The sequence below is a fragment of the Allobosea lupini genome, from assembly GCF_900109525.1.
GTDB classification, from domain to species: domain Bacteria; phylum Pseudomonadota; class Alphaproteobacteria; order Rhizobiales; family Beijerinckiaceae; genus Allobosea; species Allobosea lupini.
In genome coordinates this window covers 175,835-197,716 of record NZ_FOAN01000008.1, presented here as the reverse complement: position 1 = coordinate 197,716, position 21,882 = coordinate 175,835, and the positions used below count along the sequence as shown (strand labels likewise).

26 protein-coding genes and 2 pseudogenes are annotated in these 21,882 nt (G+C 61.1%); 15 read left to right on the top strand and 13 right to left on the bottom strand.

What is annotated here, in order from left to right:
* Window positions 1-10: 10 nt before the first annotated feature.
* The gene (locus BMZ21_RS22865) at window positions 11-1,267 is read right to left on the bottom strand and encodes a threonine synthase (RefSeq protein WP_244543973.1); all 1,257 of its coding nucleotides are present in this window, start codon (window positions 1,265-1,267) and stop codon (window positions 11-13) included.
* A gap of 237 nt (window positions 1,268-1,504) precedes the next feature.
* Here BMZ21_RS22865 and BMZ21_RS22860 point away from each other — a divergent pair, with 237 nt between their 5' ends.
* From BMZ21_RS22860 to BMZ21_RS22840, 5 genes are all read left to right on the top strand, one after another.
* Window positions 1,505-1,771, top strand: a complete 267-nt coding sequence (locus BMZ21_RS22860) for a helix-turn-helix domain-containing protein (RefSeq protein WP_091840088.1) — start codon at window positions 1,505-1,507, stop codon at window positions 1,769-1,771.
* A gap of 147 nt (window positions 1,772-1,918) precedes the next feature.
* Window positions 1,919-2,647, top strand: coding sequence for a LuxR family transcriptional regulator (locus BMZ21_RS22855; protein ID WP_091840086.1), 729 nt, complete (start codon window positions 1,919-1,921; stop codon window positions 2,645-2,647).
* A gap of 69 nt (window positions 2,648-2,716) precedes the next feature.
* Window positions 2,717-3,343, top strand: a complete 627-nt coding sequence (locus BMZ21_RS22850) for an acyl-homoserine-lactone synthase (protein ID WP_091840083.1) — start codon at window positions 2,717-2,719, stop codon at window positions 3,341-3,343.
* A 310-nt stretch (window positions 3,344-3,653) separates the two neighbouring features.
* Window positions 3,654-4,568, top strand: a complete 915-nt coding sequence (locus tag BMZ21_RS22845) for a LysR substrate-binding domain-containing protein (RefSeq protein WP_091840080.1) — start codon at window positions 3,654-3,656, stop codon at window positions 4,566-4,568.
* A gap of 117 nt (window positions 4,569-4,685) precedes the next feature.
* Window positions 4,686-5,651: a sodium-dependent bicarbonate transport family permease gene (locus BMZ21_RS22840; protein WP_091840236.1), complete on the top strand. Its 966-nt coding sequence runs from the start codon at window positions 4,686-4,688 to the stop codon at window positions 5,649-5,651.
* Window positions 5,652-5,737: 86 nt separating this feature from the next.
* Here BMZ21_RS22840 and BMZ21_RS22835 read toward each other — a convergent pair whose 3' ends face one another.
* A complete protein-coding gene (locus tag BMZ21_RS22835) occupies window positions 5,738-6,562 on the bottom strand; it encodes a hypothetical protein (protein ID WP_143079771.1) in 825 nt (274 codons plus the stop codon).
* Between BMZ21_RS22835 and BMZ21_RS22830 the strand changes: the two genes are divergently transcribed.
* On the top strand, window positions 6,546-7,184 hold the full coding sequence (locus BMZ21_RS22830; protein WP_091840075.1) for a TetR/AcrR family transcriptional regulator: 639 nt from the start codon (window positions 6,546-6,548) through the stop codon (window positions 7,182-7,184). The genes BMZ21_RS22835 and BMZ21_RS22830 overlap by 17 nt on opposite strands.
* A gap of 115 nt (window positions 7,185-7,299) precedes the next feature.
* On the opposite strand, the gene BMZ21_RS22825 is transcribed toward BMZ21_RS22830, so the two are convergent.
* Entirely contained in the window at window positions 7,300-7,725 is a 426-nt protein-coding gene (locus BMZ21_RS22825; RefSeq protein WP_091840072.1) for a DUF4260 domain-containing protein, read from the bottom strand.
* Between the two features lie 86 nt (window positions 7,726-7,811).
* Between BMZ21_RS22825 and BMZ21_RS22820 the strand changes: the two genes are divergently transcribed.
* The 3 genes from BMZ21_RS22820 (at window position 7,812) to BMZ21_RS22810 (ending at window position 10,975) form a co-directional block, all read left to right on the top strand.
* A complete protein-coding gene (locus tag BMZ21_RS22820) occupies window positions 7,812-8,729 on the top strand; it encodes a LysR family transcriptional regulator (protein WP_091840071.1) in 918 nt (305 codons plus the stop codon).
* A gap of 357 nt (window positions 8,730-9,086) precedes the next feature.
* Window positions 9,087-9,950, top strand: a complete 864-nt coding sequence (locus BMZ21_RS22815; RefSeq protein WP_143079770.1) for a hypothetical protein — start codon at window positions 9,087-9,089, stop codon at window positions 9,948-9,950.
* A gap of 266 nt (window positions 9,951-10,216) precedes the next feature.
* Window positions 10,217-10,975 carry a hypothetical protein gene (locus BMZ21_RS22810; RefSeq protein ID WP_091840065.1) on the top strand — a complete coding sequence of 253 codons (759 nt, stop codon included), beginning with the start codon at window positions 10,217-10,219 and terminating at the stop codon, window positions 10,973-10,975.
* Between the two features lie 321 nt (window positions 10,976-11,296).
* Here the strand turns inward: BMZ21_RS22810 and BMZ21_RS22805 are convergent, their stop codons facing one another.
* From BMZ21_RS22805 to BMZ21_RS22790, 4 genes are all read right to left on the bottom strand, one after another.
* Complete coding sequence (locus BMZ21_RS22805; RefSeq protein ID WP_091840063.1) at window positions 11,297-11,533, bottom strand: hypothetical protein; 237 nt, start codon at window positions 11,531-11,533, stop codon at window positions 11,297-11,299.
* A gap of 14 nt (window positions 11,534-11,547) precedes the next feature.
* A complete protein-coding gene (locus BMZ21_RS22800) occupies window positions 11,548-11,844 on the bottom strand; it encodes a hypothetical protein (RefSeq protein WP_091840061.1) in 297 nt (98 codons plus the stop codon).
* 124 nt (window positions 11,845-11,968) lie between these two features.
* Window positions 11,969-12,325, bottom strand: coding sequence for a hypothetical protein (locus BMZ21_RS30025; protein ID WP_143079769.1), 357 nt, complete (start codon window positions 12,323-12,325; stop codon window positions 11,969-11,971).
* Between the two features lie 141 nt (window positions 12,326-12,466).
* The gene (locus tag BMZ21_RS22790; protein WP_091840057.1) at window positions 12,467-12,748 is read right to left on the bottom strand and encodes a hypothetical protein; all 282 of its coding nucleotides are present in this window, start codon (window positions 12,746-12,748) and stop codon (window positions 12,467-12,469) included.
* A 131-nt stretch (window positions 12,749-12,879) separates the two neighbouring features.
* Here BMZ21_RS22790 and BMZ21_RS30020 point away from each other — a divergent pair, with 131 nt between their 5' ends.
* A complete protein-coding gene (locus tag BMZ21_RS30020; RefSeq protein ID WP_143079768.1) occupies window positions 12,880-13,605 on the top strand; it encodes a hypothetical protein in 726 nt (241 codons plus the stop codon).
* A gap of 755 nt (window positions 13,606-14,360) precedes the next feature.
* Here BMZ21_RS30020 and BMZ21_RS30455 read toward each other — a convergent pair.
* The 4 genes from BMZ21_RS30455 to BMZ21_RS22770 all read right to left on the bottom strand — a co-directional run bounded on the left by BMZ21_RS30455 (window position 14,361) and on the right by BMZ21_RS22770 (window position 16,478).
* Window positions 14,361-14,504: a hypothetical protein gene (locus BMZ21_RS30455; protein ID WP_167561719.1), complete on the bottom strand. Its 144-nt coding sequence runs from the start codon at window positions 14,502-14,504 to the stop codon at window positions 14,361-14,363.
* 30 nt (window positions 14,505-14,534) lie between these two features.
* Window positions 14,535-14,945, bottom strand: a complete 411-nt coding sequence (locus tag BMZ21_RS22780) for a helix-turn-helix domain-containing protein (RefSeq protein ID WP_091840052.1) — start codon at window positions 14,943-14,945, stop codon at window positions 14,535-14,537.
* A 109-nt stretch (window positions 14,946-15,054) separates the two neighbouring features.
* The gene (locus tag BMZ21_RS22775) at window positions 15,055-15,282 is read right to left on the bottom strand and encodes a hypothetical protein (protein ID WP_091840049.1); all 228 of its coding nucleotides are present in this window, start codon (window positions 15,280-15,282) and stop codon (window positions 15,055-15,057) included.
* The gene (locus BMZ21_RS22770; protein WP_143079767.1) at window positions 15,279-16,478 is read right to left on the bottom strand and encodes a GNAT family N-acetyltransferase; all 1,200 of its coding nucleotides are present in this window, start codon (window positions 16,476-16,478) and stop codon (window positions 15,279-15,281) included. Before BMZ21_RS22770 ends, BMZ21_RS22775 begins: the two co-directional genes overlap by 4 nt.
* A gap of 130 nt (window positions 16,479-16,608) precedes the next feature.
* Here BMZ21_RS22770 and BMZ21_RS22765 point away from each other — a divergent pair, with 130 nt between their 5' ends.
* On the top strand, window positions 16,609-17,652 hold the full coding sequence (locus tag BMZ21_RS22765; RefSeq protein WP_167561718.1) for a LysR family transcriptional regulator: 1,044 nt from the start codon (window positions 16,609-16,611) through the stop codon (window positions 17,650-17,652).
* 43 nt (window positions 17,653-17,695) lie between these two features.
* Here the strand turns inward: BMZ21_RS22765 and BMZ21_RS30865 are convergent.
* Together BMZ21_RS30865 and BMZ21_RS22755 are read right to left on the bottom strand one after the other, a co-directional pair.
* Window positions 17,696-18,014 (bottom strand): annotated as a pseudogene (locus BMZ21_RS30865) (IS3 family transposase); the annotation flags it as partial.
* A gap of 44 nt (window positions 18,015-18,058) precedes the next feature.
* Window positions 18,059-18,445, bottom strand: a complete 387-nt coding sequence (locus BMZ21_RS22755; protein ID WP_091840038.1) for a hypothetical protein — start codon at window positions 18,443-18,445, stop codon at window positions 18,059-18,061.
* A gap of 278 nt (window positions 18,446-18,723) precedes the next feature.
* On the opposite strand from BMZ21_RS22755, the gene BMZ21_RS30015 reads away from it, so the two are divergent.
* From BMZ21_RS30015 to BMZ21_RS22735, 4 genes and pseudogenes are all read left to right on the top strand, one after another.
* Window positions 18,724-19,599 (top strand): hypothetical protein, encoded by an 876-nt coding sequence (locus tag BMZ21_RS30015; protein WP_143079766.1) that lies wholly within the window; start codon window positions 18,724-18,726, stop codon window positions 19,597-19,599.
* Between the two features lie 95 nt (window positions 19,600-19,694).
* Window positions 19,695-20,560, top strand: a pseudogene (locus BMZ21_RS22745) (alpha/beta fold hydrolase).
* Between the two features lie 113 nt (window positions 20,561-20,673).
* Entirely contained in the window at window positions 20,674-21,048 is a 375-nt protein-coding gene (locus tag BMZ21_RS22740; RefSeq protein ID WP_091840034.1) for a GFA family protein, read from the top strand.
* Window positions 21,045-21,371, top strand: a complete 327-nt coding sequence (locus BMZ21_RS22735; RefSeq protein ID WP_091840032.1) for a hypothetical protein — start codon at window positions 21,045-21,047, stop codon at window positions 21,369-21,371. Before BMZ21_RS22740 ends, BMZ21_RS22735 begins: the two co-directional genes overlap by 4 nt.
* The last annotated feature ends 511 nt before the right edge of the window (window positions 21,372-21,882 follow it).

Genomic DNA, 21,882 nt, shown 5'->3' with positions numbered 1-21,882 from the left:
CGCCAACCTTTCACCGAACCATCACCGCGGCGGCGTTGCGCCCAAGCCAGTCCCAGGCCTCGTCGGTCGAATGAAAGATCGTCTCATGTTCAGCTTTACCGGCCGATCGATCCAGATCCTTCAACCCGCTGGCGGTAACGACTGCCACCACATGATCATCGGGCGCTATGACGCCCTCTTCACGCAGTCGCGCCAGGGCAAGCAGCGGTGTGACCGACGCCAGTTCGGCGAAAATCCCTTCGTCGCGGGCAAGGCGCTCCTGCATCTTCACAAGCCCGTCATTGCTCAACGGCACGGCGCAGCCCGAGGACTCGCGCAAAGCTTTCAGCGCCTGATAAGTGCTGCGTGGCGCGCCGATCGAGACGGCGAGGCTGTCGAATGCCGGGCTGCGCTCTTCGAGCGTGTCACTGCCGGTGGCGAGCGCCTGTGCGAGCGAGCCATGCACCTCGGCTGCCACCAACCTGGGCAGTCGGGAGATCGCGCCTTGCGCGTACAGGTCCTGAAAGCCCGACCAGACACCGAACAGGGCGTCGCCGTAGCAGACCGGCAAAATGCACCAGTCGGGAGCGATGCCGCCCGACTGCTCCACGATTTCATATGCGATGGTCTTGTAGCCCTCGATGGCAAGGGGGTGACTGCCAATGACGGGCGCATGATAGGGCGACGTGACGAACCAGCCATAGCGGGTCGCGGCTTCGGCAAGCAGGGTCCAGCGCTCCATCTTGTTGGCCAGCGGCAAAACGGTTGCGCCGTATTTCCGGATCTGGGCCAGCATCGCGGTGGCCGAGCCGCCAAACGTGGCGACAACACAGGCCAGTCCCGCACGTGCGGCGTAGGCGGCCAAGGAGGCTCCGGCATTGCCCGATGAGGCCGTCGCCACGACCTTTGCCCCTTGCGAGCGCGCGAGTGACACCGCAACCGTCGAGAACCTGTCCTTGTGCGACCAAGTCGGGTTTCGGCCCTCATCCTTGATGAAGAGGTTTCGGGCTCCCAACGCAGGGCCGATCCGGGCAGCTTTGACCAGCGGCGTCTGCCCCTCGCCGAGCGAAACGGCGTCCTTTGGCGAGCATGGCAGCGCGTGGGCATAGCGCCAGAGGGATCGCGGCGCGTTTGGTGCGATCGAGCACAGATCAACCGGCGAATCGTAGATAGGCTTGAAATTGGCGGGCGCAGCGTCCCGGCAGGCCGGGCAGCCTCTGGAATCGATTGCGATGCTCGGCGGGTAGGACGCGCAGCAGCGGATGCAGCTGAACCCAACAAGGGTCACGGCACCCGACCCTGCGGGCCGCTTCGCATCCTCGATCTCCAGCCTTGGTCGATGGTGAAAGCTTGGGTCCAAGCGACCTCCCGAGACTCTGCTAACAGGTTGGCCGGCCATCGCAATTCCCCCGAGCAGGATCGTTCGATCGCTATGCGGTTCAAACAGTCGATGACCGCCCTGTCAATGCGGAATGTTCACTAAAGTGTGTCGCACTATAGTGCACATCGCCGCACCGTTCGCACGATGAAACTTCGCGCTATTTTTGGTCTGAACGTCCAGCGACTCCGAAGGGAGAGAAAGCTCTCGCAGGAGCAGTTGTCTTTTATTTCGGGGCGCACGCGGGCCTATATCAGCAGCGTGGAGACCGGACGACGTAACGCCACGCTGGATACGTTGGAAATCCTGGCGAGCGCGCTGGACGTCAAACCCGAGGATCTGATCACTGCAAGGGCCGCGGAGCGACGACCTAGACGTTCAGCCAAGCGGCTCGCCCATCCCCAAGCCGACTGACTTTCAGTCTTTCCGATCTGCCGTCGGCCCAGGAATGCAGCCGGCACTGACTCCTATGATAGACAATCGGCGTGCACCGCATTGAAGCGCGCAGTGAAACACGCTTAGGTTGAATTCGGCGCTGGAGGGACCCGCCGAGGTCTATGGATGACGAACGCTGCCATTCTGGAGCTTTTCGCGACGATATCCGACATCGACCTCGCATGCTCGTCTGAGCGCGCCCTCGAGATATTTGAGGGGATTCTCCAGCGTTTTGGCCTGCACAGTTTTCTGATCACGGGATTGCCGGTCCCTCACGACAGCGAGTGGCATCGTGCGATCCTGCATGACGGATGGGCGAGCGAGTGGTTCACACGCTACGAATCAGAAGGGCACTTTCCTCACGATCCTTGCGCCGCACGCAGCCGCCTTAGCGCGGAGCCATTTCTCTGGCATCAATTGCCCGCTGGTGTTTTGACACCGCGTGCCCGTCTCGTCATGGACGAGGCAGCCGAATTTGGCATGAAAGATGGATTCTGTGTGCCAATCCATGTCCCGCTGGCCGGCCCGGCGGTCGTGACGGCAGCGAGCGACCGGATCGAGATTCCACCCGGTTCGATGCCCCTGATCGAAACGCTCTGTGTCCACTTGTATCGCAAGGTCAGCAGCTTCGGGAACAACCCGGACAACGAGGAGGGTTCGCCTTTGACCGCGAGGGAGCGCGAACTGTTGCAGTGGAGCGCCCAGGGCAAAACGACAGAGGACATCGCTTGCATTCTCGGGATCACGACCCATACCGTCGAGAGCCACCACCGCAACATCCGCGACAAGCTCGACGCAATCAACGTTGTCCACGCTGTCGTGAAGGCTCTGCGCAGGGATGAGATTCAGATCTGACAATACCGGAATCCCGGCACGCAGCACCTGCTAGCGCTGACTTACCCTCCTGCCCCGTAGGGAGGGATCATGGTTGTCCGAATCCAGGTGGTCACTTGGGCCGAGAGAAGAAAATTCAGACTCAAGCTGGAGCGATACTTTCGTATCCGCTACGACATTTACGTCAGACGGCGTCAATGGCGCGCACTGGCGCGGCCCATCAATATCGAGATGGATGCGTTCGACACCGAGCACGCCGTCTACTTGCTGGCACTCGATAGCCTCGGCAAAATCGTCGGCGGGTCGCGCCTTGTCCCGACGCTGCAGCCCCACCTCCTTGGCAACGTGTTTCCTGAGCTGGCGCCCGCCGGTCCGCCGCGGGCGCCAGACATCTTCGAATGGACGCGGTTCTTCATCAGCCCCGCGTTGCATCGTAGCGGCAGATCGTCTCCGATTGCCGGCATTCTTTTGTGCGGCGTGCTGGAGGTTGCCCGCAAACTCGGCATTCGGCAGATCAGCGTCGTATGTGAGTCATTCTGGCCAAAACGCCTGCGTGCATTTGGGTGGAGCATTACCGAGCTAGGAGAAGTGCTGCAGCATGAGGACGGCGACGTCATCGCGTTGTTGATCGACGTCACGCCGGAAGCGATCGCGAATACCAGGCGCGTCTATGGCATTCGGGAGCCGATACTCGCTGAAGCCGCGACGACTGCCTGATTCGTCGCGCTCCGCAGGCTACCGTCTCGGTGGTTTGGTCCCCCCGCGGAATTCCATACTCAGCCTGAAGCCAAGAGCGCCGGTCGCTGCCGGACGGGAGGGGAGCGCCGATTAGGTTGAAAAGGTGTTGGAGATCATGACCCATTCGGCGCGGTCGCGATCGAGGCATCCTGCGCCGTTACGTAAGAATCCAGACCCAACGCAGCCGTTGCTCAGTCGGCCCCAGGAACCTGCACAAGGGTTTCACCCGGACGGCCTCGACCGATTGCTGCCCTGTTATCGATCGTCTGTTTTCGCCTAGGATTGCGATATGCCAACGCCTCTACCGCCCTTCGATCTCGATCTCTTGCGCAGCTTCATGGCCATCGCCGACAGCGGAGGGTTCTCGCGGGCGGCCGAGCGCATCGGGCGCACGCAATCGACCATCTCGCTGCAGATCAAGCGGCTCGAGGCCGGTCTCGGCCAGAGCTTGTTCCAGCGCGAGGGCGGACGCGGCGGGCGTACGGTCCTGACGCCGCAGGGCGAGGTCCTGCTGACTTACGCCCGCCAGATCCTGCACATCAGCGACGAGGCGCGCTCGCGCCTGATGGAACCTGAGGTCGACGGCGTCGTCCGGCTTGGGACGCCTGAGGATTTCGCAACCGTCCATCTTGCCGACGTGCTTGCGCGCTTCACCCGTGCCCATCCCCGGGTCGCGCTCGCCGTCCATTGCGACTTTACCGTCAATCTGCTCGATGCCTTCTCGAAGGGGCAGTACGATCTCGTGCTGTTCAAGCGCGCGCTCCAGCCCGGACATGCGGTCGATAGCGTGCCTGCTGGCGGAACCGGAGTCTGGCGCGAGGACCTGGTCTGGGTCGCTGGCTCGCGGCTCGTGCTGTCGCGGGGCGAGCCGCTGCCGCTGGTTCTCGCGCCGGCGCCCGACGTCTATCGCCGCGGCGTCCTGACCGCGCTCGACGCAGCCGGGCGTCCTTGGCGGATCGTCCTGACCAGCCCGAGCCTTGCCGGATTGCAGGCGGCGGTGCGTGCCGGCCTGGGCCTCACCGTCCTGCCACGCGAGATGGTCCCGCCCGATCTCGTCATCCTCGTCGAGGCCGGTCATCAACTTCCCGCCCTACCGGCGACAGAGATCGTACTCTATCGCGCGCCCGGCGCGACCGCGTCTGCGGCGACCCGGCTCGGCGACCACATCGTCCAGTCGCTGGAACGGGCGGCCGGCCAGGTTTGACCTGGGCGAAGTCGATCGCTTTCCATTGAAACGTTCAATGGTTTTCATTGAAACAACCTCGTTTGAGGAATGCAAGCGCAGCGTTATCGGCAGTCGATCTCGATGGAGTCGCTGCCCATGACCTCCCTGCAACTCGCCGCCGCCAATCTTCTTTCGCCGATGACGCTGTGTTTCGCGCTCGGTGCTCTGGCCGCCTGGATCCGCAGCGATTTCCGCCTGCCGGAGCCGGTCTTCGCCGCGCTCGCGATCTATCTGATGCTGGCTATCGGGCTGAAGGGCGGGGCCGAGCTCGCGACGGTTAGGCCGTCTGACATCGTTCTGCCAATCCTCGCGGCGTTGACTTTGTGCATCGTCGTGCCGCTCTGGTGCTACGCCGCGCTGCGCCGCTTCGTCAGGCTCGATCGCATCGACGCGGCTGCATTGGCGGCTCATTACGGGTCGGTATCGGCCGTCACCTTCCTCGCTGTGTTGGGCTATCTCGACGCGATCGGCGTGAGCTACGAACCGATGGTCACCGCGCTGCTGGCCGTGATGGAGACACCGGCCGTCGTGGTCGCCCTGCTGCTGGCGGGGCGCGGGCGCAATGCCGGACACTCGCTCGGTGTCACCCTGTCGCGCATGCTCTCGAGCAAGAGCATCGTCCTGCTGCTCGGCGGGCTCGCCATCGGCATGTTAGTGGGCCAGCAGGGCCTGAAGCCAGTCAAGCCGCTCTTCGGCGATCTATTTTTGGGGCTGCTGTGCCTGTTCCTGCTCGATCTGGGCCGCCAGGCGATGGAACAGGCGAGCGCTTGGCGCAGGAACGGCTTCGCTATCGCGCTCTTCGCCGTTGCCGCGCCGCTGTTGAACGCTTCGCTCGGGCTGCTGGCGGCCTGGTTGGCCGGGCTGCCGCAGGGCAGCGCCGTGGTGCTGGCGACGCTCGCCGGCAGCGCATCCTACATCGTCGCGCCCGCCGCCGTGCGGATGGCCCTGCCCGAAGCCAATCCCGGCCTCTACCTCACGGCATCGCTGGCATTGACATTCCCCTTCAACCTCATCGTCGGGATTCCTCTGTACGCAGCCATGGCGGCTGCGCTCTATCGATAGGCAGGCAGGGTGACGCTGCCATCGCGACCATCGCAGCGAAGGACGGGTCGAGATAGACTTGCGTGCGCTGTCTATCGCAGCCGCTTTCAAACGAGCGCGGCTGCGATCACGACAGGGATCGCCGTGCCGGCGCAGATCGCGACCGCGCGATCCGGCTGCCGGACGATGTTCGCCACGACGATGCCGAGCAACGCCCAGGCGATCGCCAAGCCATAGATTGCCGCGCCGCTGATGAAGGTCACGACGCCGCCGAGCACTGTAGCTGCAGCGATCAAGGCGATGCTCTGGAGCCGCCCCTGTTTGGCGCCCGCGAGTCTAAGCGTGGACGATGCATTGACGAAGACCGCAGCTGAAATCCAGCCAGCGAATAGCTGGAACGGCGCCGCGACGAGCCAGAATGTCGGCACATCAAGGGGCTCGGCAGCTTTGAGTTGGGCCATGATCAGGAGAAGGCCGATCAGCGTCGCGACGATCAAGCCGACGCTCGGCCAACCCAGATCGTATTTCGGTACGTAGTATTCCCAGGCTGTCGTCAGCGAGAACACCGCGATCGCGAGCCAGCCGATCGGACGCAGCAGCGGGTCGACCAGCCTGGCCGGCATGACCTGCCAGATTGCAAAGGCGAGGCAAGCCGTGAAGATGACGCCCCAGATGGCGAAGGCCCATTCGATTGGAACTACCGGGGTTTGCAGGCGCGCAGATCGCGAGGGCGTCGTATGAGACCATCGCCGCCATTGCGGCCAGTAGCCCATGATCGGCTGGGCGATCGCCAGCAGCAGGACGAGGATGGAGCGGGCGCCGTCGAGAGAGAGGTAAGGGTCGAACATGATGCCTCCAATATTCTGGATCATATACGACAATGCATTGCATTCAGATTGGTTCAATTGATACAAAATGAGAAAGCGGGGCACCCGAAACCTGGCCTATGACGAGCGCCGCGCGGCGCTGATCGAGCGGCTGCGCGCGCGCCTCGGCAATCGCGAGGTGGGGCTCGCGTCATGGCGCGAACTGGCGGCGGCCGCAGAAGTTAGCCTGTCGACGTTGACCCACTACTTCGGCCGGCGCGAGGATGTCGTCCGGGCAGTCATGGAGGACGATTTCCGGCGCGGCGCGGAGCCGCTCGCGATAATGGCGCAGCCGACCGGCCCTTTTGCGCAATCCATCGCTGACGCGCTCCGACATATGGCCGACGGCTTTCGTCATGGCGGGCTGGGTGCGATGTTCGCCACCGGCCTGATCGAAGGGCTCCGTCATCCCGGCCTCGGTCCGGCCTTCCTCGACTACGCGCTGGAGCCGACGATCGTGGCGGTGGAGGCGCGTCTTGGCGCTCACATGGCTGCCGGCGAGATGCGCGCGGTCGATCCGCGCGGACCGGCGATCGCATTGGTGGCCCCGGTACTGCTAGGCTTCCTGCATCAGGGAGAGCTGGGCGGGGCCGAGCGCCGGCCCATGGATATGGAGACGTTCCTGCGCGACCATGGCGACGCTTTCGCCAGGGCCTGGAGCGCGCCGCCGGGCGAAACGCGGCCCTAGCACGTAAAGCCGGATGGTCTTGCTCCGGCTGTCCGCCGACAGCAGGTTTCGCGTGCCGGACCGCTGCCTTGGCGCGGCCACGGCTCTCGACGCTGAAGGTGCCGCGGAGCAATGGTCACCGGTAGCGGCCCCCTTTCCAGCCCAGATGGGTGGCGCCGAACGCGGCTGGATATTTCAGGCCGTATCCAACGAGCCGGTCAAATCCGATATGGCCGACCCAGATCAGCGCCATACCGTAAAACATCGGCAACGCCATCGCCCAGCCGAGCAGCCCGAGAGCGGCAGGCGCAACATAGTTATGTGCTAGGTTGTAGCCCCAAGCGCCAATCCTGCGGTTGGCGAGATATCCGAGCATGCTGACATCCGGCGTGAAGAACAGCACGGCGAACAGCGTCCAACTGCCGCCTATCGCCTGATAGGCGATCACGGCCGAGATCAAGGCGACGCCGCCCTCCGACCTGAGGATCAGTGCAACCGTGCCTGTAACGGCTGGATGCTCGCCTCCGGGCTCGATCGACGAATTGTAACTGGTCTGGTTCATGGCAGCGCTCCTTGCTGCCTTCGACCTTCAGACGGTTCGTTGATAAACTAAATTGTCAATTTCGTTTCCTCGCTGTACGATAATGTATGAGCTCGCCTCGTTTCGATTGGGCGCATTGCCGCTCTTTTCTGGCACTCCTTCGGGCCGGAAGCCTGGCCGCTGCCGCGCGCGACATGGGCGTTGCCCACCCCACAGTCCGTCGGCATCTCGAAGAATTGGAATCCGCGCTGGGCGCCGCGCTGTTCGTGCGGTCATCTACCGGCCTTGTGCCGACCGAACTGGCTCTGGAGCTACGGGAGCCGGCCGAAGCCATGGAAGCCGCTGCAGCCCATCTTGTCCGGACCGCCTCGGTTGAGCCAGGGATGATTGCAGGCACGGTCCGGATAACCTGCAGCGAGGTCATTGGCGCAGAGGTAATCCCCCCGATTCTGGCTGGTTTGAAGCGGGGGCACCCCCGTCTGTCGTTCGAGCTCACCCTCACGAATAAAATCGAGAACGTCCTACGGCGTGATGCCGACATTGCCGTTCGCATGACCCGTCCGACACAGGACGACCTGGTTGCCCGCAGGATCGGCGCGGTTCCTCTAGGCCTGTATGCCCACGACAGCTGGGTGAGGGCCAATGGCGTGTTTGCGTCGATCGAAGCCTTGATTGGCACCGGAGCATTCATTGGATACGACCGCGATCCGGGCATGGTCAGGGCGCTCGCGGCCCGAGGGATTTCCGTTTCGCAAGGTGATTTTGGGTTTCGGACGGATAGCGATCTGGCGCAGCTCTCCGCCATTCGGTCGGGTGTCGGTGTCGGGGTCTGTCAAATTCCGATCGCGGCGCGCACGGCGGATTTGCAACGCATCTTGCCGGACTTCAGCCATGACCTTGAGATCTGGCTGGTGACGCACGCCGGAATGAGACACGCCAACCGGGTCCGCATCACTTTCGATGCGCTGGCCAGCGGCCTGACGACGTACTTGTCGCGCGCTGAACCCCCCACGACAAAGCACTGATTTCTGGCAAGAGAAAACTGGGAGAGGCCGTTTTAGACGCTCTGTATGGCGCGATCGGCCTCGGCAGCTAGGGCTGTCGCCATCAGTCCAAAGGCGCAGTACGCAACCACTTGAACAAGCGACCGCTTCCCGCTTTAGTTGTGGCATTGTGTCAAGGTCGTGGCAATGTGGTCCCAGCGTACCGCAATCGCTCTGATACTCGCCAGCTTCGCAACTGGTGCATCAGCGCAGTCAACTGAGCAGCAGAAGCGCAAGCTCTTGCTCCCGACAATTCGCACTGCGACAGACTGCGTCGCACGGGAAGCCAGCCGGCACCCGGACATTGTGGCAGGCTACCGGTACAATAATCTGGGCCCCATGATTGCCGAAGGTTGGCGCGCCTGCGCTAACTCGCTCGCAGAAATCGCAATCATGCACGACAGCCTGCACGGTCAGGGCACCGGCGTCGTGTTTGTCAAAGGCGCCTATGCGGATGACCTGCCAAGAGCCGTCCGGTCTCGTTTGCAGGGAGAAATGGACCGCAGGATTGCTGCCGTTGAGCGGGCAGAGGCGGAAGCCCGTGCAGAGCAAGCGCGCCTTGAAGTCGAACGCCAACAGAACATCGATCGACTAGAGCGCGCCGCAGATGCGCTGCGCGAACGGGCCTACGACTGCACAACCGAACAGCTCGCGAAACTCATCTCCTCATCCGAAACTGCGGAGGTTCTCTCGACAGCGGCGATGACCATCTGCAGGACGGAGATCGACGACGCGCTGCAAGCTAGAGTCGATATCGTTCGTTTCAAGAATGGCAGCGGTTATTCAACGGCCGGCGAACCAGCGTTCCGCGATGAGATGCGGAAGGTGGTTCGCAACAACGTCATCACGCACGCCGTGCAGATGAAGGCCGGCAGCGGACCGCGAACGGTGGCGCCAGCGCCGTCGACCACACCCGCCTCGGTGCCACCGCAATCGCCCGCCGCCCTTTCACCAACGGCTGGCTCTGATTTGCCCAAGGCCGTTCGCGACTGCCTATCGACGATAGCGACCGCCCGAAATGAGAAGTTCGTCGATCAGCGCAAACTCTACGAAGGAATGCTGGAGCTTTGTCGGCCGGAAATTGAAGCGGCCGCCCGCTCAGCGTTCCTGGCCAACAAAGATGGCGACCTGCCGACCGAGCGCGAGAAGGCGCTCACCGCGGCAAGTATCACCGCCAAGGCGATGATCGGGATGGTTAACTAGAGCCCACAAGGGCCGAATTTTTTGGGGAGGGGACAATGCGTAATTTGGGAATCGCCACCGGTGCAGTACTTGCTGCGGCATTTTTGACCGCGACCATCGCATCAGCGGTTGCTCCAGCATCATACGACGGAACGTCGAAGGTAGCAGCTCGAAGCGGTGCGACGTACGAATTCGCTCGCCGCGGCTGCGGGTCAAAGGGTGGCCCCGGCTATCGCAAAGCTAATGGCAAGTGCGCGAGCTGGCGCGGCTGACCGGGGCACAAATCGATGAACAGCAAGATTATGCACGCGGTCCTTGTGGCCATGACAGCTGCAGGCTGTGTATCCGATCGCGTGCGATTTAGCGCTGGTCCGGGGCAGACCGCGTTGGTGCGAGACGGTAAGCCTGCGGTCTCCTCGGTCGGCAAGGAATCCGTCGTCCTGCTAAGCCGCACAGGTCGCGATATTCCGGCTGGCCAGCGTGTCGGCTTCGTCGTCGCAATGCAGAACCGCGGGAAGGCGCCGCAGAACTTCACCGTTTCCGAGATCCAAGTAGAGCAATCGTTCGGCGCTGGCTCGACAGGGCAGCCGCTTGAGGTACTGACCTTCGAAAAACTGCAGCAGGAAGAGAAAACCCGTCAGGTTGTCTCTGCCATCCTGGTCGGCGTCGCTGCCGGGGCCAACGCCGCCGCCGCGTCGCAAGCCGGCTATTATCGATCGAACAGCACGATCTATACCCCCCGTGGAACCTACATCGCTACGACGACTGGCTACAGCCCTGCCGCGGCTGCCATCGCTTCAGCTAATGCCTCAGCGCAAAATGCAGCAATGATCGAATCCTCGATCGCTCAGGGGCAGGAGAACCTGGCCCGCCTTGAGAACGAGTACATCAAGGACCACACCTTGCTACCGGGCGAATGGTATGGCGGCACTGTGGGCATTGCTCCTCCTGCTGGAGACGCCAAACAGAAGACCTATCAGATCCGTGTTCGCGTCGGCGCAGACGTTCATGTGTTTGACGCAGTTCAGGAGCCAGCGAGCGGCTAATTGGCTCCTCAAACCTCGGAGGCGAGCGTGTGGAAAGCGCACTTGCTGGCGAGCTTGGCGATACTGCTGGCAGCAACGTCTGCCGGTGCAGCTTCTGGGTGTGGCAGTCGCGGTGGCCCGGGCTACCGTGGGCCGACTGGAAAATGCGTAAGCTGGGATCAATTAGCGCGGGTGTGCGGCTCGCCTCCCAGCGAGCGTTGTACCCCGGAGGGCGTCGATAGCCTCGCAGACGGGCATTCTATGCAGCAGCAAAGGCTCATCGACGAACGGAACCAGCGGAAGCAACCGCAGGCAAGCGGTTCATCAAGGATGCCTGAGCGCTCACCGCTCCGGTAACCACAGCTCTTTGCGATCGGCTTCGCGACTCCGGCACTCGTCCGCCTCGCGGTCAAGTTGAATGCGCGCTTCGATCAACGCAGTTTCGAGAAAATACGCGAGAGTTCCATAACCCTGCGCTTGAGCATCGGAGACGAGAGCCTCGATCCGACCGACAAGGTCATCGACGCGCCGAAGCTGCACGCGTGGCACGCCCGATCCCGGCTTGACGGCGTCTGCCATGACAAGAGCCTCCTCTAGTCAGGGTATTCGCGCGCAAGGCGCTCGTACAAGTCCTCGTCGATAGCATCGGCGAACTTCGCGGTCTCGATCTCCTCTGCTGGAATAGCTCGGCCGCCGTGACACCGCTGGAAGGCATGAGCAGCGCGCTCGTCAGCGAACCTCACCCTGAGCTGACCGATGTCGCCGAGCACTGAGCCAATCTCCGCGTCGATCTGCCAATCCGAGAGCCAAGCCTCGACGTCAGATAAGCGAGCCTGAAATCTGGCCCGGTCGACTTCGACAAGCACGTGGAAGGGGCGAGCTTCGGTCATGGGTCGTTCTTGAAGAGTTTATGGCACATAATTGCCCCGCTGATGCGCAACTGGAAGAGGCGGCACCAGCGGGGCTTGAGGCGATAACCGTCGCCCCTCGGTTCAGGCTGGCCTGTGGTGCAGATCAGACCGCCTTGAACTCCGTAGCCAAGAGGCGCCGAACACCGGCAGAGATTGAGTTAACGCCGTCCTGGAGGTCTTCAATGCTCTCGCCGATCGATCCGTCGTCAGTGCAGATATCAAGCAGAGCAACGACACCCGCCCAGGTCGTCGGAACGGTATTGACTGCTCTCTCCAGAGCCGCCAACCATCGCTTAAACATTCGATCGACCCTCGGGCTATCAATGATATCCTTATCTTCTTTCATTATTGCGAGGTATGATTTATATATCTTTTGATATTTTACTGCAGCTACAACTGCAGGATCCTCAGGCACAAGTGACATTGATCGGGCAAATGCCCGATGATTAGCCTTGTTCATGGTGCTTCCCCCACAGAGAGCTTAGCTGTTGCTTAGGAGAATGCGAATCATCAGGGTGACGCAACTTGAGTAAGTTCGCTTTATCGCCTATAAGTTGCAATAACAATTTTCGTAAGTTGCAACGCGCATTCAGTATGAGAATCACGAATGCGTGAAGGACTTTAAATACACCTCGTAGGAGGCTCGCATGGTCTCGTTGTCTCCGAACTGATCGTCAATTTCAGCCGTCATGCGGTCGAGCTCGCCCTGCCGCTTCAGGATGCCGTCGTGGGTCATCGGATGCAAACCAAGCTCTGACAGCGCTCGCACATACTCGGCCCAGAGAGCGGCGACCTTCTCCATCCTCTCGCGCTCTTTGCGGATTACGGCTCGCTGAGCGGCCTTGCACTCCCAGGCAAACTCCTTGAACGATTTGGCCTCCATACCCCCTCCAAACGCTCTCCGGCACGATTATGAATATACAACTATAGGGAATTCCATAATAATAAATGCAATCAGCAGTTTGATGCTTCGGCCACGTCTAACCGCCGCCAATTTGCCGCCAGGAGGGCTGCATGGCGAACGTACGAGCAACTTCAAAAGCACGTCCACCAGCCCCCTTTTGCGCAAGCGTTCAACCGTGGCCGCCACCGCATCGGCTGACCTTCGATGCAATACGCGATTCTGTCGTGGCCAGCGGGCGAGAATTTGGTGTCGAGTTTCTCGTTGCGATCAATCGCGATGGCAATCTGATCGAGAGCACCAAAGGCTCTCGCTCCAATACTGGCCTAAGCCAGAAGCTTCACAGAGCGCTGCTAGATTCTACTTCGCAACTGACCGTTCATCACAACCATCCGAGCGGCGCTCCCCTGACACGTTGGGACCTGGCTTTTTTGGCCCTTCCGGGGCTCACCACGATAGTGGCCCACTCATCCAACCTGGGAACAACCGCCACGTCGCTTGCGCGGCTGTCGGCGGGTGGCCGCGAGGCGCTCGATCGCGCGATTAGCTGGGGCGGAGAATATGGCGCATTCCTTGACCTATACGACGCTCTAGATCTTCCATTTTCGTTCGACGAATCTATCCAGGAAGAAATTTTTCGAGGGCTTATTGACGTCGCTGAAGCAAATATTTGCAATAAACTTGCTCTCTTCGCGGCGATGAATCGCAGCAAGCTCTTCGTCGTGGATAGCGATTTCGCGCCTCCATCGCTGTTCGGGCGTGCGGATATCCAACTCGGCATAGACGAAATGGCCGTCCGGATCGTTCGTCGGTTCGACGCCACTGCAGGCGTCACCTGAGCGGCAAGGTCCAATCGAGCGTCATCGGCCTCGAAGTGCCATGACTGGTGGACGTCAGCTCAAGCGCCTTCGCCAGTGCGTAGCAGTCGGATTCTTCACTGGCCTCCCGTCCGCGCCAAACAAATCCTCAGCCTGCCACCAGCAGCTGCCGACACCATTTCCGGTAAGGCGGCTGCCGCCAGCAATGAACCGTTGAGCAGTTGCAGCAGAGGAGATGTCCATCCAGCGACCGACCTTGGCGGCGGGGAACGCGTCGGCTCCGTCGCTGAAATAACCGGATTGAGCTATCGCTCACTTGGTCGTGGGGCGCGACGCTACGCCTTCGTCTCCTCCCGATACGCTGTCGTCGGCCTCTGGGGCACCATACCCGGAGCCATCGAGCGCACCGTGAACGCCGCAGACGCCATCAGCGTGCCTTCCGTCATCATCCGTTATTGGTGTCCCCTCGTCTGCCGAAAAGGTCGGCAAAAGCGCCTTCCATACCAGGATTGAGTGTGATTGGGCCGAGACGCGGCTTCGGATCACGCTCCCAATGCGGAGTTTCGATCGGTCGCGTCGCAAAACAGTTTTGCCCAGATCGATCTACAAGGAAAATGTAGACTACCTCGATACGCCGGTCGGACTTGCTGGCTTGAAGCAACGCCGCGTGATCGGGCCACGGAGCCATCCAGGCTTCGCCGACAATGGCGTATCGCTCAGGCCTCACAACCTTGATCTGCCCGCCGAGTTAAGCAAGCGCACGCGCTTTGCCGCTATCACCCTCCCAGCTCAGCAGGTGATTGATTAGCGTCCGGCGTGATCAACACAGCACGGTGATCAATCCCGCCCTTCTCTTCAAACTCTGCAGAGACCGCGGCATCGATCGCGCGAAGCATGCTCTCGAACGAGAGCTGCAACATGATCTAAGCCCCCTTCAATTCGCCAAGCGTCTATCCGTTGCCATCGTCGCTCTCGGCAGCCAGCGTTTCAGCAAGATCAACCAACTTCCGCCGAACCTGGCCGCTCTTGATCTTCACAAAGGCTCGGTTGAGCTGCACGCCTTCGGATGTAAGGGTGAAGTCGAGGACTTCCGATGCGCTAGTCTGAGCGGCACCAACCAGGGAAGCCGTGGACGGAGCCCCCTGGAAAAAGAGCGACACCTCAACCTCCAAGAGATTAGCGATCTGCTGCAGGCGGCTGGCGCTGATCCGGTTGGTGCCCTTTTCGTATTTTTGCACCTGCTGGAAGGTGACACCTAAAGCATGGCCGAGCCTCTCTTGGCTGACGCCGGCGAGCATGCGTTGCATTCGGACGCGGCTGCCGACATGGCGATCGATCGGGTTCGGATCTTTTCTCGTCATTCGACATCCCCCTAGGCCGCAATGAAGCGCAACCTGACGTAACAGTCTATGGGGGAAGATTTGCCAAGCTTGTAGGTGTGGCTCCGAAGCTTCCCCCGGAGCCACGTCCTCAGGCGTGAAGCCGGACCACCGATCCATCCTTCAATGCACGTAGCAATGACAGCTCGTGCAAGGCGAGGTTGAGGAGCAAGGCCAGCCCTGGGCTGAGCGCCCTTGCTTGCGGGATGAGATACGCAACCATCGTCGCGACGGCCTCGATCTCTTCTTGTTGCGACGGATCTTGATCAACCGCAATCGAGCTGTCGGCGAAGCGGAGAACGCTGCCAGCCGCCTTCATTGACCTTCTCCCCAGGTTTCGTAAGCGCCGGGCCGATCCCATTGTCCTTCACGCCGGACGAGGACGAGACCGCCGGAGTGCGGCGTCAGATGCTCGGCCGGCTGATCGGTCACCAGGTCGATCTCGTAGTAGACCTCGTCGGTGACGTGAGTCAGCCCTTCCCCGGAGCGCTGCGTGAAGCCGAGATGCTTCCAGAGCTTGATGTAAGGATGCGAGGCCTGGCCGTAGAACCGGCTGTACCCCTTCATCTGTGCGAAGGCGATGGCGGCGCGGGCCAGCTTGAACGCCAGACCTCCGCGGTGTTGCGGGATCAGCGCGAGCCGCTCCAGCTTTACGAAATCCGCGAAGTAGCGGATACGGATGCAGCCGGCCGGTTCATCACCGACGTAGCCGATCAGATGCGTTGCCGAGAGGTCGTTGCCGTCCATGTCGTCATAGACCGGCAGCATCCTCTCGCCGACATAGGCGGCGCCGCGGATCGAGGCAGCCACCATCAGCTCGTGAACCGTGTGCGCGACCTTGATGCCGAGCTTTTTCGGATCGGGCGGGCTAGGCACGTAGCTATCATAGATTGGCCGGCCCGCCGCGGGATCCGGCGGGACCAAAGTCATCATGTTGGGGTTGACCCAGTGCTTGTAGCTCGCGCCCTGCTTGAAACCCGACTTGAGAAACAGGTTGTACGCGGTCGGCGTCGCCGCGATGCAGTACATCGGCAAGCCGCGCAGGCGCGTCGAGGAAAAGCGATCCATCACCAACGACAGGCCGCCGAGAATGTTCGGCTCGGCATAAACGAGCCAATGATAGATCGCCGCCGGCCGCTCGTGCTGGCGGCAAATGTAGCGCAGATCGGGGTTGCTGCGATCGAGCCTGCCGTCGAACAGGGCGTCATGACCGTCCGCGTTGAGAGGCAGATGACACCAGAAGCCTAGCGATTCATTGCTGGGTGTCTCTCGCCAAGCGCCGCGATTGAAGGCAACAATGGTCTCTGGATTGTAGCGAAAGACCTTCATCACGACATCGACAGGCGCCAGCTTCATAATATATGAGTTCGCCCCATCCAGAAGATGGCTGATTATTTTTTCAGTCGGAGTATAGCAAATCAACCCTCTGCCGTACTTCTCCGAGTTTAATCCAAGAAGATTTCTGACTTTTCGATCAGATATCTTCTTCCCAACTGGCACAGTGTGAATGCCCATGGCCCGCGCCCCCAAGTTGAGTGAGAGGAATTCTCACGAACACTCAGACACTACCAGTGATCCAGAAGTTCGGCTGCATCGGAAAACGACGCAGGTGCACTCAGAAATGACACAGTCAAAGCTTGCTCCTATGGCAGCGCTGGACTGGGACGATGTCCGGATCTTCCTCGTACTGGCCGAAGTGCGCAGCTACCGAGAGGCCGGGCGCATCCTTGAGCGAGGCGTTCATCATCTGCGGATGCGGTTCGAAGCCTTCGAACAAACTCTGGGTCGCGCTCTTTTCGTCCGGACCCATAACGGTCTGGTGCTAACGCCCGAAGGCGCGGCGCTACGCGAGCAGGCGGAGGTCATGTACAACGGCGCGCGCCGTCTGGCTGCCTCAGTAGCCAATGCGAAAGATCAGCGCCGCGGCGTTCGGATCGGATGCACTGAGGGTCTTGGCTCGTTCTGGATCGTGCCACGATTGCTCGAATTGGTTGAGAAAGAGAAAGACATCTCTGTCTACCTCAACTGCGAGGTCGCTCAGCAGGATGTTGCCAATCTCGCGGTGGATTTTTCCATTCAGTTCGATCGCCCGAGCAATCCGGACTTGGTCGTGGTTCGCCTGTGTTGGCTGCACGTCGTGCTTTTCGCCAGCCAGGAATACGTGCGCAAGAACGGCAAGCCCATGAGCAAGGCAGAGATCGACAATTTCAACGTGCTCGAGATTTCCGGCGCGCAAATCTGGAGCCATGCCTTGCGCCTAGACGAGCATACCAAGCCCAAGGACGAGTTCGTGCGGTTCGGCACTAACACCGCCTCGGCGCAGTTGATCGGCGTGAAGCGCGGCGGAGGCTTGACCGCGCTTCCCACGTATAGTGAGACGATCACAACCGGTCTCGTGCACGTGGCTGAGGATTGGCTGTTGACCCGTGATGTCTGGCTCGTTTGCAACCGCCAAGTGATGGACCAACCGCAGGTCCGTAAGTGCATCACCTATATTCGCGACGTGTTCAGCCCGGCGCGTTTCCCTTGGTTTCGGCAGGGCTACATCTCACCCACGGAAATTCGTCGCTTCATTGAGGAGCATGAACTTCAGGCACTGTTCGAGGGCTATTCAGATTACAGCCACCTGCCGGTCGACCCAGCTTATGAGCTGCCGGTCGATCCCATACTGGATGCCCAAGTAGCGTAACAACCGCCAATGGGGATTGGCCTGTTGCCGGTTGCGTGGACGGTTAGTAGGCTAGTCCGACCTTCTTTTCGAACTCGGCCGGGCTGATGTAGCCGATGGTCGAGTGCCTGCGAACGGCATGATAGAACCGCTCGATGCAGTCGAACAGGTTGCCACGAGCATCGTCGCGTGTGCGATAGACCCTGGGTCTGATCCGTTCCGTTTTCAGCGAGGAGAAGACGCTCTCCATGACGGCATTGCCGGAGTGCTCATCGAGCAGGTCATGCCGTTGTCGGCCATCAGCTTCTGAACCCCTCGCTGGCGCATTGGCCGCTCTGGTCGGAGTGATGCAGCGGCGCGTCGGGCTTGCCGCGGCGCCAGATCACCCCGCAAGCCTAATGGCGCACAGTTCGCCACTCATCCAAGCCTAAGCGTCCCTGATCTGCGCCGCGACCCGATATCGGGGACGCTGCTTTTCACGCTCGGTTTCCCAAGTGCGGATATCGACAATCAGTTGCTCAAGCTCGTCTGCCGCCGGCGTGCCTTTGGCGCAACTGCAGAACTCTGTCACTCTTTGCGTCGCCGCCTCATACTGCTCTAGCGAGGTGATTGGATTGGTCATGGCTGCTGTCGCAGGAGAATCCTGCTTCAGCCGATACGCATTGACGGCATCGATCAGGCCCACTCTTTCTGCCTCTTCGTCCGAGCCTATTGGCGCGATCGCCAGTTCGGCGATTCGGGCCTCAGCGGCCAAGCAGTCCTCGGAATTGTGAATGGCGCGTCCGCCGAAGCCAATCTCGGAAGTACTACGCATTTTGGTCCTCGAGGGTGGATGTGCTGACAACCCAACCATGAGCGTGCACCGGTGTTCCATTCTGGCCTTTGCGCTCGCGAATAGCATCGGCCCCGTGTGGCCTTAAGCGGAGTGGCTATGTCGGAACATCCCGCACGAGCGCTCGTTTTCTTGCTGCGCGGTCAATCTTGGCGCGCCTGCGGGAGAGCTCCAATGAACGGCATCATCTACATCGTCGGCCTCGTGGTGGTCGTTCTGGCCATCCTGTCCTTCCTCGGCCTCCGTTAGGAGTTGATGTCATGGCAATGGACACAGCGGACGTAGTCGTCGTCGCGCCGGGAACCGGCGACAAATCCTCTTATCTGGACTGGAGCCCAATCTTTGGCGGCGCTGTGATAGCAGCCGCAATCACTACCATCATGGCGGCGTTCGGTTCGGCCATCGGTCTGTCGCTGATTTCGGCCGACACGTCCCGATCTTCCGGATTCACTGCCCTGGCGATTGCAGCCGGACTCTGGACGCTTTGGGTGACGATCTCTGCCTGCGCTGCCGGGGGCTATCTGGCTGGGCGTATGCGTCGGCCAACCCTTGATGCCTCAGTTCACGAACGTCATGTGCGCGATGGCGCGCATGGCCTGGTCGTCTGGGCGGCGGGTGCCTTGTTGGTTGCGATGCTCACCAGCTCGGCGATCAACGGTGCGGTGAAAACTGCTGCTGCCGGGGCCACCGCCGCGGCAACGGGCGCTGCGGCTCTCGTCAGCCAGCAAGCCGATCCGCTCGCTTCGGCACTCGACTCCGTGATGCGGTCCAATGGTGCGCAGCCGGTTTCAGCGGAAGAGCGCGAAGAGGCATCTCGGATCCTGACCCGCAGCTTGGCCAGCGGTGCGCTGGATCCAGCCGACCGGGGATACATCGCGAACCGACTCGCCGCACGCGCAAATATTTCCCAGCAGGACGCTGAGAAGCGGATCGACGACGCCTATGCGAAGCTCAACCAGGCAAAGGAAACGGCCAAGCAAGCTGCCGAACGCGCTCGACGGATGGGCGTGATCACCGCTTTCCTCACTGCGGCGGCGCTGCTGGCAGGTGCTGCAGCTGCTTGGTTTGGAGCCGTCTTAGGCGGCAAGCATCGCGACGAGGAGATCGATCTCAGCGCGCTGTTTGGATCACGCTAGAACGGGATAGTTTGACGCACCTTAGACGTTTCGAGCCAAATTGCGTCGCTACGCCGAGCCCGCGCCCTCAAGGCGCGGGTTACCGGTTTGCCGTAATGCCGGGATGCCCCCCTACGTTCGACGGGTTCGCATTGGATTTCATTGAGGTATCCGAGGCTGTCTTACGCGTCCGGCATGGCGGCAAGCGTCCACCGCTACTCTTGCTGCATGGGCATCCGCGTACGCATACGACTTGGTGGCACGTATCGCCTTTACTGGCAGAGCACTTGCAAGTCGTGTGCCCGGATCTGCGCGGGTTTGGTCAGTCTTCAAAACCAAAAGACACTGCCGATCACGCCGAGTCTTCGAAACGTGCCAAAGCCAAGGACTGCGTTGAGCTCATGGCCAAGCTGGGATTTGAGCGCTTCTTTCTGGCAGGCCATGACCGCGGCTCTTACACCGCTTTTCGGCTTGCTATGGATCATCCTTGTGCCGTGGAACGCCTGGTATTGATGGACGGCGTACCCATCATCGAAGCGTTGGAGCGCTGCTCGGAAACCTTTGCGCGCCTTTGGTGGCATTGGTTCTTTTTTTGCCAGCCCGAAAAACCCGAACGCGCCATCCTTGCCGATCCTGTGGTACGGAGGTACGGCCGAAACAATGGGCGCCGAGAATTTCGCCGATTTCCATGCGGCGATTCACGATCCCGAAACAGTCCACACCATGATCGAGGATTACCGTGCGGGCCCAGCCGTCGACCGTGCCCACGACGCGGCAGATCGCGCGGCAGGGCGGACCTTGCAATGTCCGTTGCTCTGCCTCTGGTTCGAACGCAATGACCTTCCTCGCGCATGGCGATGTCTCGGAGGTCTGGCAGCCCTGGGCACCCGACCGGCGCGGTCACGGGGTCCCGAGCAGCCATCACATGGCTGAGGAAGCACCGGAAGCCCTCGCTAAAGCTATGGTGCAGTTTTTCGCGTGACGATGTCCTAGGCAGGCGGCATGCGTTGCCTAAAGCCCGATTGCCGGGAACCACTCCTGCCACGCGCTGTTTGTTCGCCGCCAGGGGCCGAACAACTCCGCGAAGGCGTATCAGTGAAACTATCTGGTGGCTGCAGTTGCGGACAGGTCCGCTACGAAGTCGACGGCGACCCTATTCGTGTCGGGATCTGCCATTGCGAAACGTGCCGCAAAGAGTCGGGCTCGGCCTTCTCATTCTTTGGCATCTGGCCGAAAGAAAACACTACGCTGTCCGGTGAACTTGGCTGCTGGAAAAGCCGGGCTGGATGCCGCCGCGTGTCCCACGACGGCTCCGACAAGATCGAGATCAAGCTCGGAACGCTGGAGAGATCGCCAAGCGCCCTTGTGCTTGCCTATGAGCTCTGGACTGTAAGGCGCGAACCGTGGCTCGCGCACCAGAAGCGTGCCGAGCAGCATACGCGAGACCGGGGATCTGCCGAGCAATCATGACGTCTCGCGATTATCCGGTGACGCCCGATGGCCGCTATTTCCTGGTCGGAGGACGCCTGTGGCGCGCCACCAACCCGGCGATAGCAGGGCCGGAGCGGGATGCATTAGTCGGTGCGCTGATGGATGCGCGGCGCGCCGTCAAGAAAGCCAAGCACGGCAATGGGGATCTGGCGCAGGCTCGCGCCGCCGTCAACGCGGCCAAGATTGCGCTAGGTGAACGCGGACCCGTTTGGTGGGCCGACAGCGCCCCCGACTACAATCGCCATCTTGCCAAGAATACGCCCTACGCTGCGTGGGCCATCGCTGTGCGCGGCCACAGATAACCGAGGGACGCCTGCGAAGGCTGCATTCACCCTCCAGAACACGGATTTATCGCCCCCGCTCTGGATCGAGGGCAATATCCGGAGACGTGGAACGGCCGAGCGGTGGGCATTTCGTTACCGATGGAGCGGATGGCGCGTCGGTCGGCGCCGCGAGGATGGATGTCGAGGCAGCAGACGGCACGACAATGGAGACCTTCAATCGGTCCTGATTGTTGGGCAACTCGATCCCGTGAAAATCGCGGCGACGCTGACAAAACACGTCTGCGTGCTGGCGGACGATCTGGAGACGTTGGACGCGGACGCGCCAGCCGAGGTCTTCGCCGCTCAACCCCATAGCGCTCCAGCAGGAACCGACGACAGGGCAATCCAGTTGAAAGCTGCGAACGCTGGCTGAGCGAGTTGCTTTGGAGCCGACCATGCCTGCCCTGCGAAAATTCTCACGAACGATGGTCAATCTCGTCGTGTATGCGGTTGTGCTTCGCTGGTCCTTGCAGCCGGACAAAGATTTGCG

Bases quoted from the DNA above. Each gene is read 5' to 3' on its own strand.
- BMZ21_RS22860 (WP_091840088.1), top strand. From the start codon at position 1,505: ATGAAACTTCGCGCTATTTTTGGTCTGAACGTCCAGCGACTCCGAAGG.
- BMZ21_RS22855 (WP_091840086.1), top strand. From the start codon at position 1,919: ATGACGAACGCTGCCATTCTGGAGCTTTTCGCGACGATATCCGACATC.
- BMZ21_RS22850 (WP_091840083.1), top strand. From the start codon at position 2,717: ATGGTTGTCCGAATCCAGGTGGTCACTTGGGCCGAGAGAAGAAAATTC.
- BMZ21_RS22845 (WP_091840080.1), top strand. From the start codon at position 3,654: ATGCCAACGCCTCTACCGCCCTTCGATCTCGATCTCTTGCGCAGCTTC.
- BMZ21_RS22840 (WP_091840236.1), top strand. From the start codon at position 4,686: ATGACCTCCCTGCAACTCGCCGCCGCCAATCTTCTTTCGCCGATGACG.
- BMZ21_RS22830 (WP_091840075.1), top strand. From the start codon at position 6,546: ATGAGAAAGCGGGGCACCCGAAACCTGGCCTATGACGAGCGCCGCGCG.
- BMZ21_RS22825 (WP_091840072.1), bottom strand. From the start codon at position 7,725: ATGAACCAGACCAGTTACAATTCGTCGATCGAGCCCGGAGGCGAGCAT.
- BMZ21_RS22820 (WP_091840071.1), top strand. From the start codon at position 7,812: ATGAGCTCGCCTCGTTTCGATTGGGCGCATTGCCGCTCTTTTCTGGCA.
- BMZ21_RS22815 (WP_143079770.1), top strand. From the start codon at position 9,087: ATGATTGCCGAAGGTTGGCGCGCCTGCGCTAACTCGCTCGCAGAAATC.
- BMZ21_RS22810 (WP_091840065.1), top strand. From the start codon at position 10,217: ATGAACAGCAAGATTATGCACGCGGTCCTTGTGGCCATGACAGCTGCA.
- BMZ21_RS22805 (WP_091840063.1), bottom strand. From the start codon at position 11,533: ATGGCAGACGCCGTCAAGCCGGGATCGGGCGTGCCACGCGTGCAGCTT.
- BMZ21_RS22800 (WP_091840061.1), bottom strand. From the start codon at position 11,844: ATGACCGAAGCTCGCCCCTTCCACGTGCTTGTCGAAGTCGACCGGGCC.
- BMZ21_RS30025 (WP_143079769.1), bottom strand. From the start codon at position 12,325: ATGAACAAGGCTAATCATCGGGCATTTGCCCGATCAATGTCACTTGTG.
- BMZ21_RS22790 (WP_091840057.1), bottom strand. From the start codon at position 12,748: ATGGAGGCCAAATCGTTCAAGGAGTTTGCCTGGGAGTGCAAGGCCGCT.
- BMZ21_RS30020 (WP_143079768.1), top strand. From the start codon at position 12,880: ATGGCGAACGTACGAGCAACTTCAAAAGCACGTCCACCAGCCCCCTTT.
- BMZ21_RS30455 (WP_167561719.1), bottom strand. From the start codon at position 14,504: ATGTTGCAGCTCTCGTTCGAGAGCATGCTTCGCGCGATCGATGCCGCG.
- BMZ21_RS22780 (WP_091840052.1), bottom strand. From the start codon at position 14,945: ATGACGAGAAAAGATCCGAACCCGATCGATCGCCATGTCGGCAGCCGC.
- BMZ21_RS22775 (WP_091840049.1), bottom strand. From the start codon at position 15,282: ATGAAGGCGGCTGGCAGCGTTCTCCGCTTCGCCGACAGCTCGATTGCG.
- BMZ21_RS22770 (WP_143079767.1), bottom strand. From the start codon at position 16,478: ATGGGCATTCACACTGTGCCAGTTGGGAAGAAGATATCTGATCGAAAA.
- BMZ21_RS22765 (WP_167561718.1), top strand. From the start codon at position 16,609: ATGGCAGCGCTGGACTGGGACGATGTCCGGATCTTCCTCGTACTGGCC.
- BMZ21_RS22755 (WP_091840038.1), bottom strand. From the start codon at position 18,445: ATGCGTAGTACTTCCGAGATTGGCTTCGGCGGACGCGCCATTCACAAT.
- BMZ21_RS30015 (WP_143079766.1), top strand. From the start codon at position 18,724: ATGGCAATGGACACAGCGGACGTAGTCGTCGTCGCGCCGGGAACCGGC.
- BMZ21_RS22735 (WP_091840032.1), top strand. From the start codon at position 21,045: ATGACGTCTCGCGATTATCCGGTGACGCCCGATGGCCGCTATTTCCTG.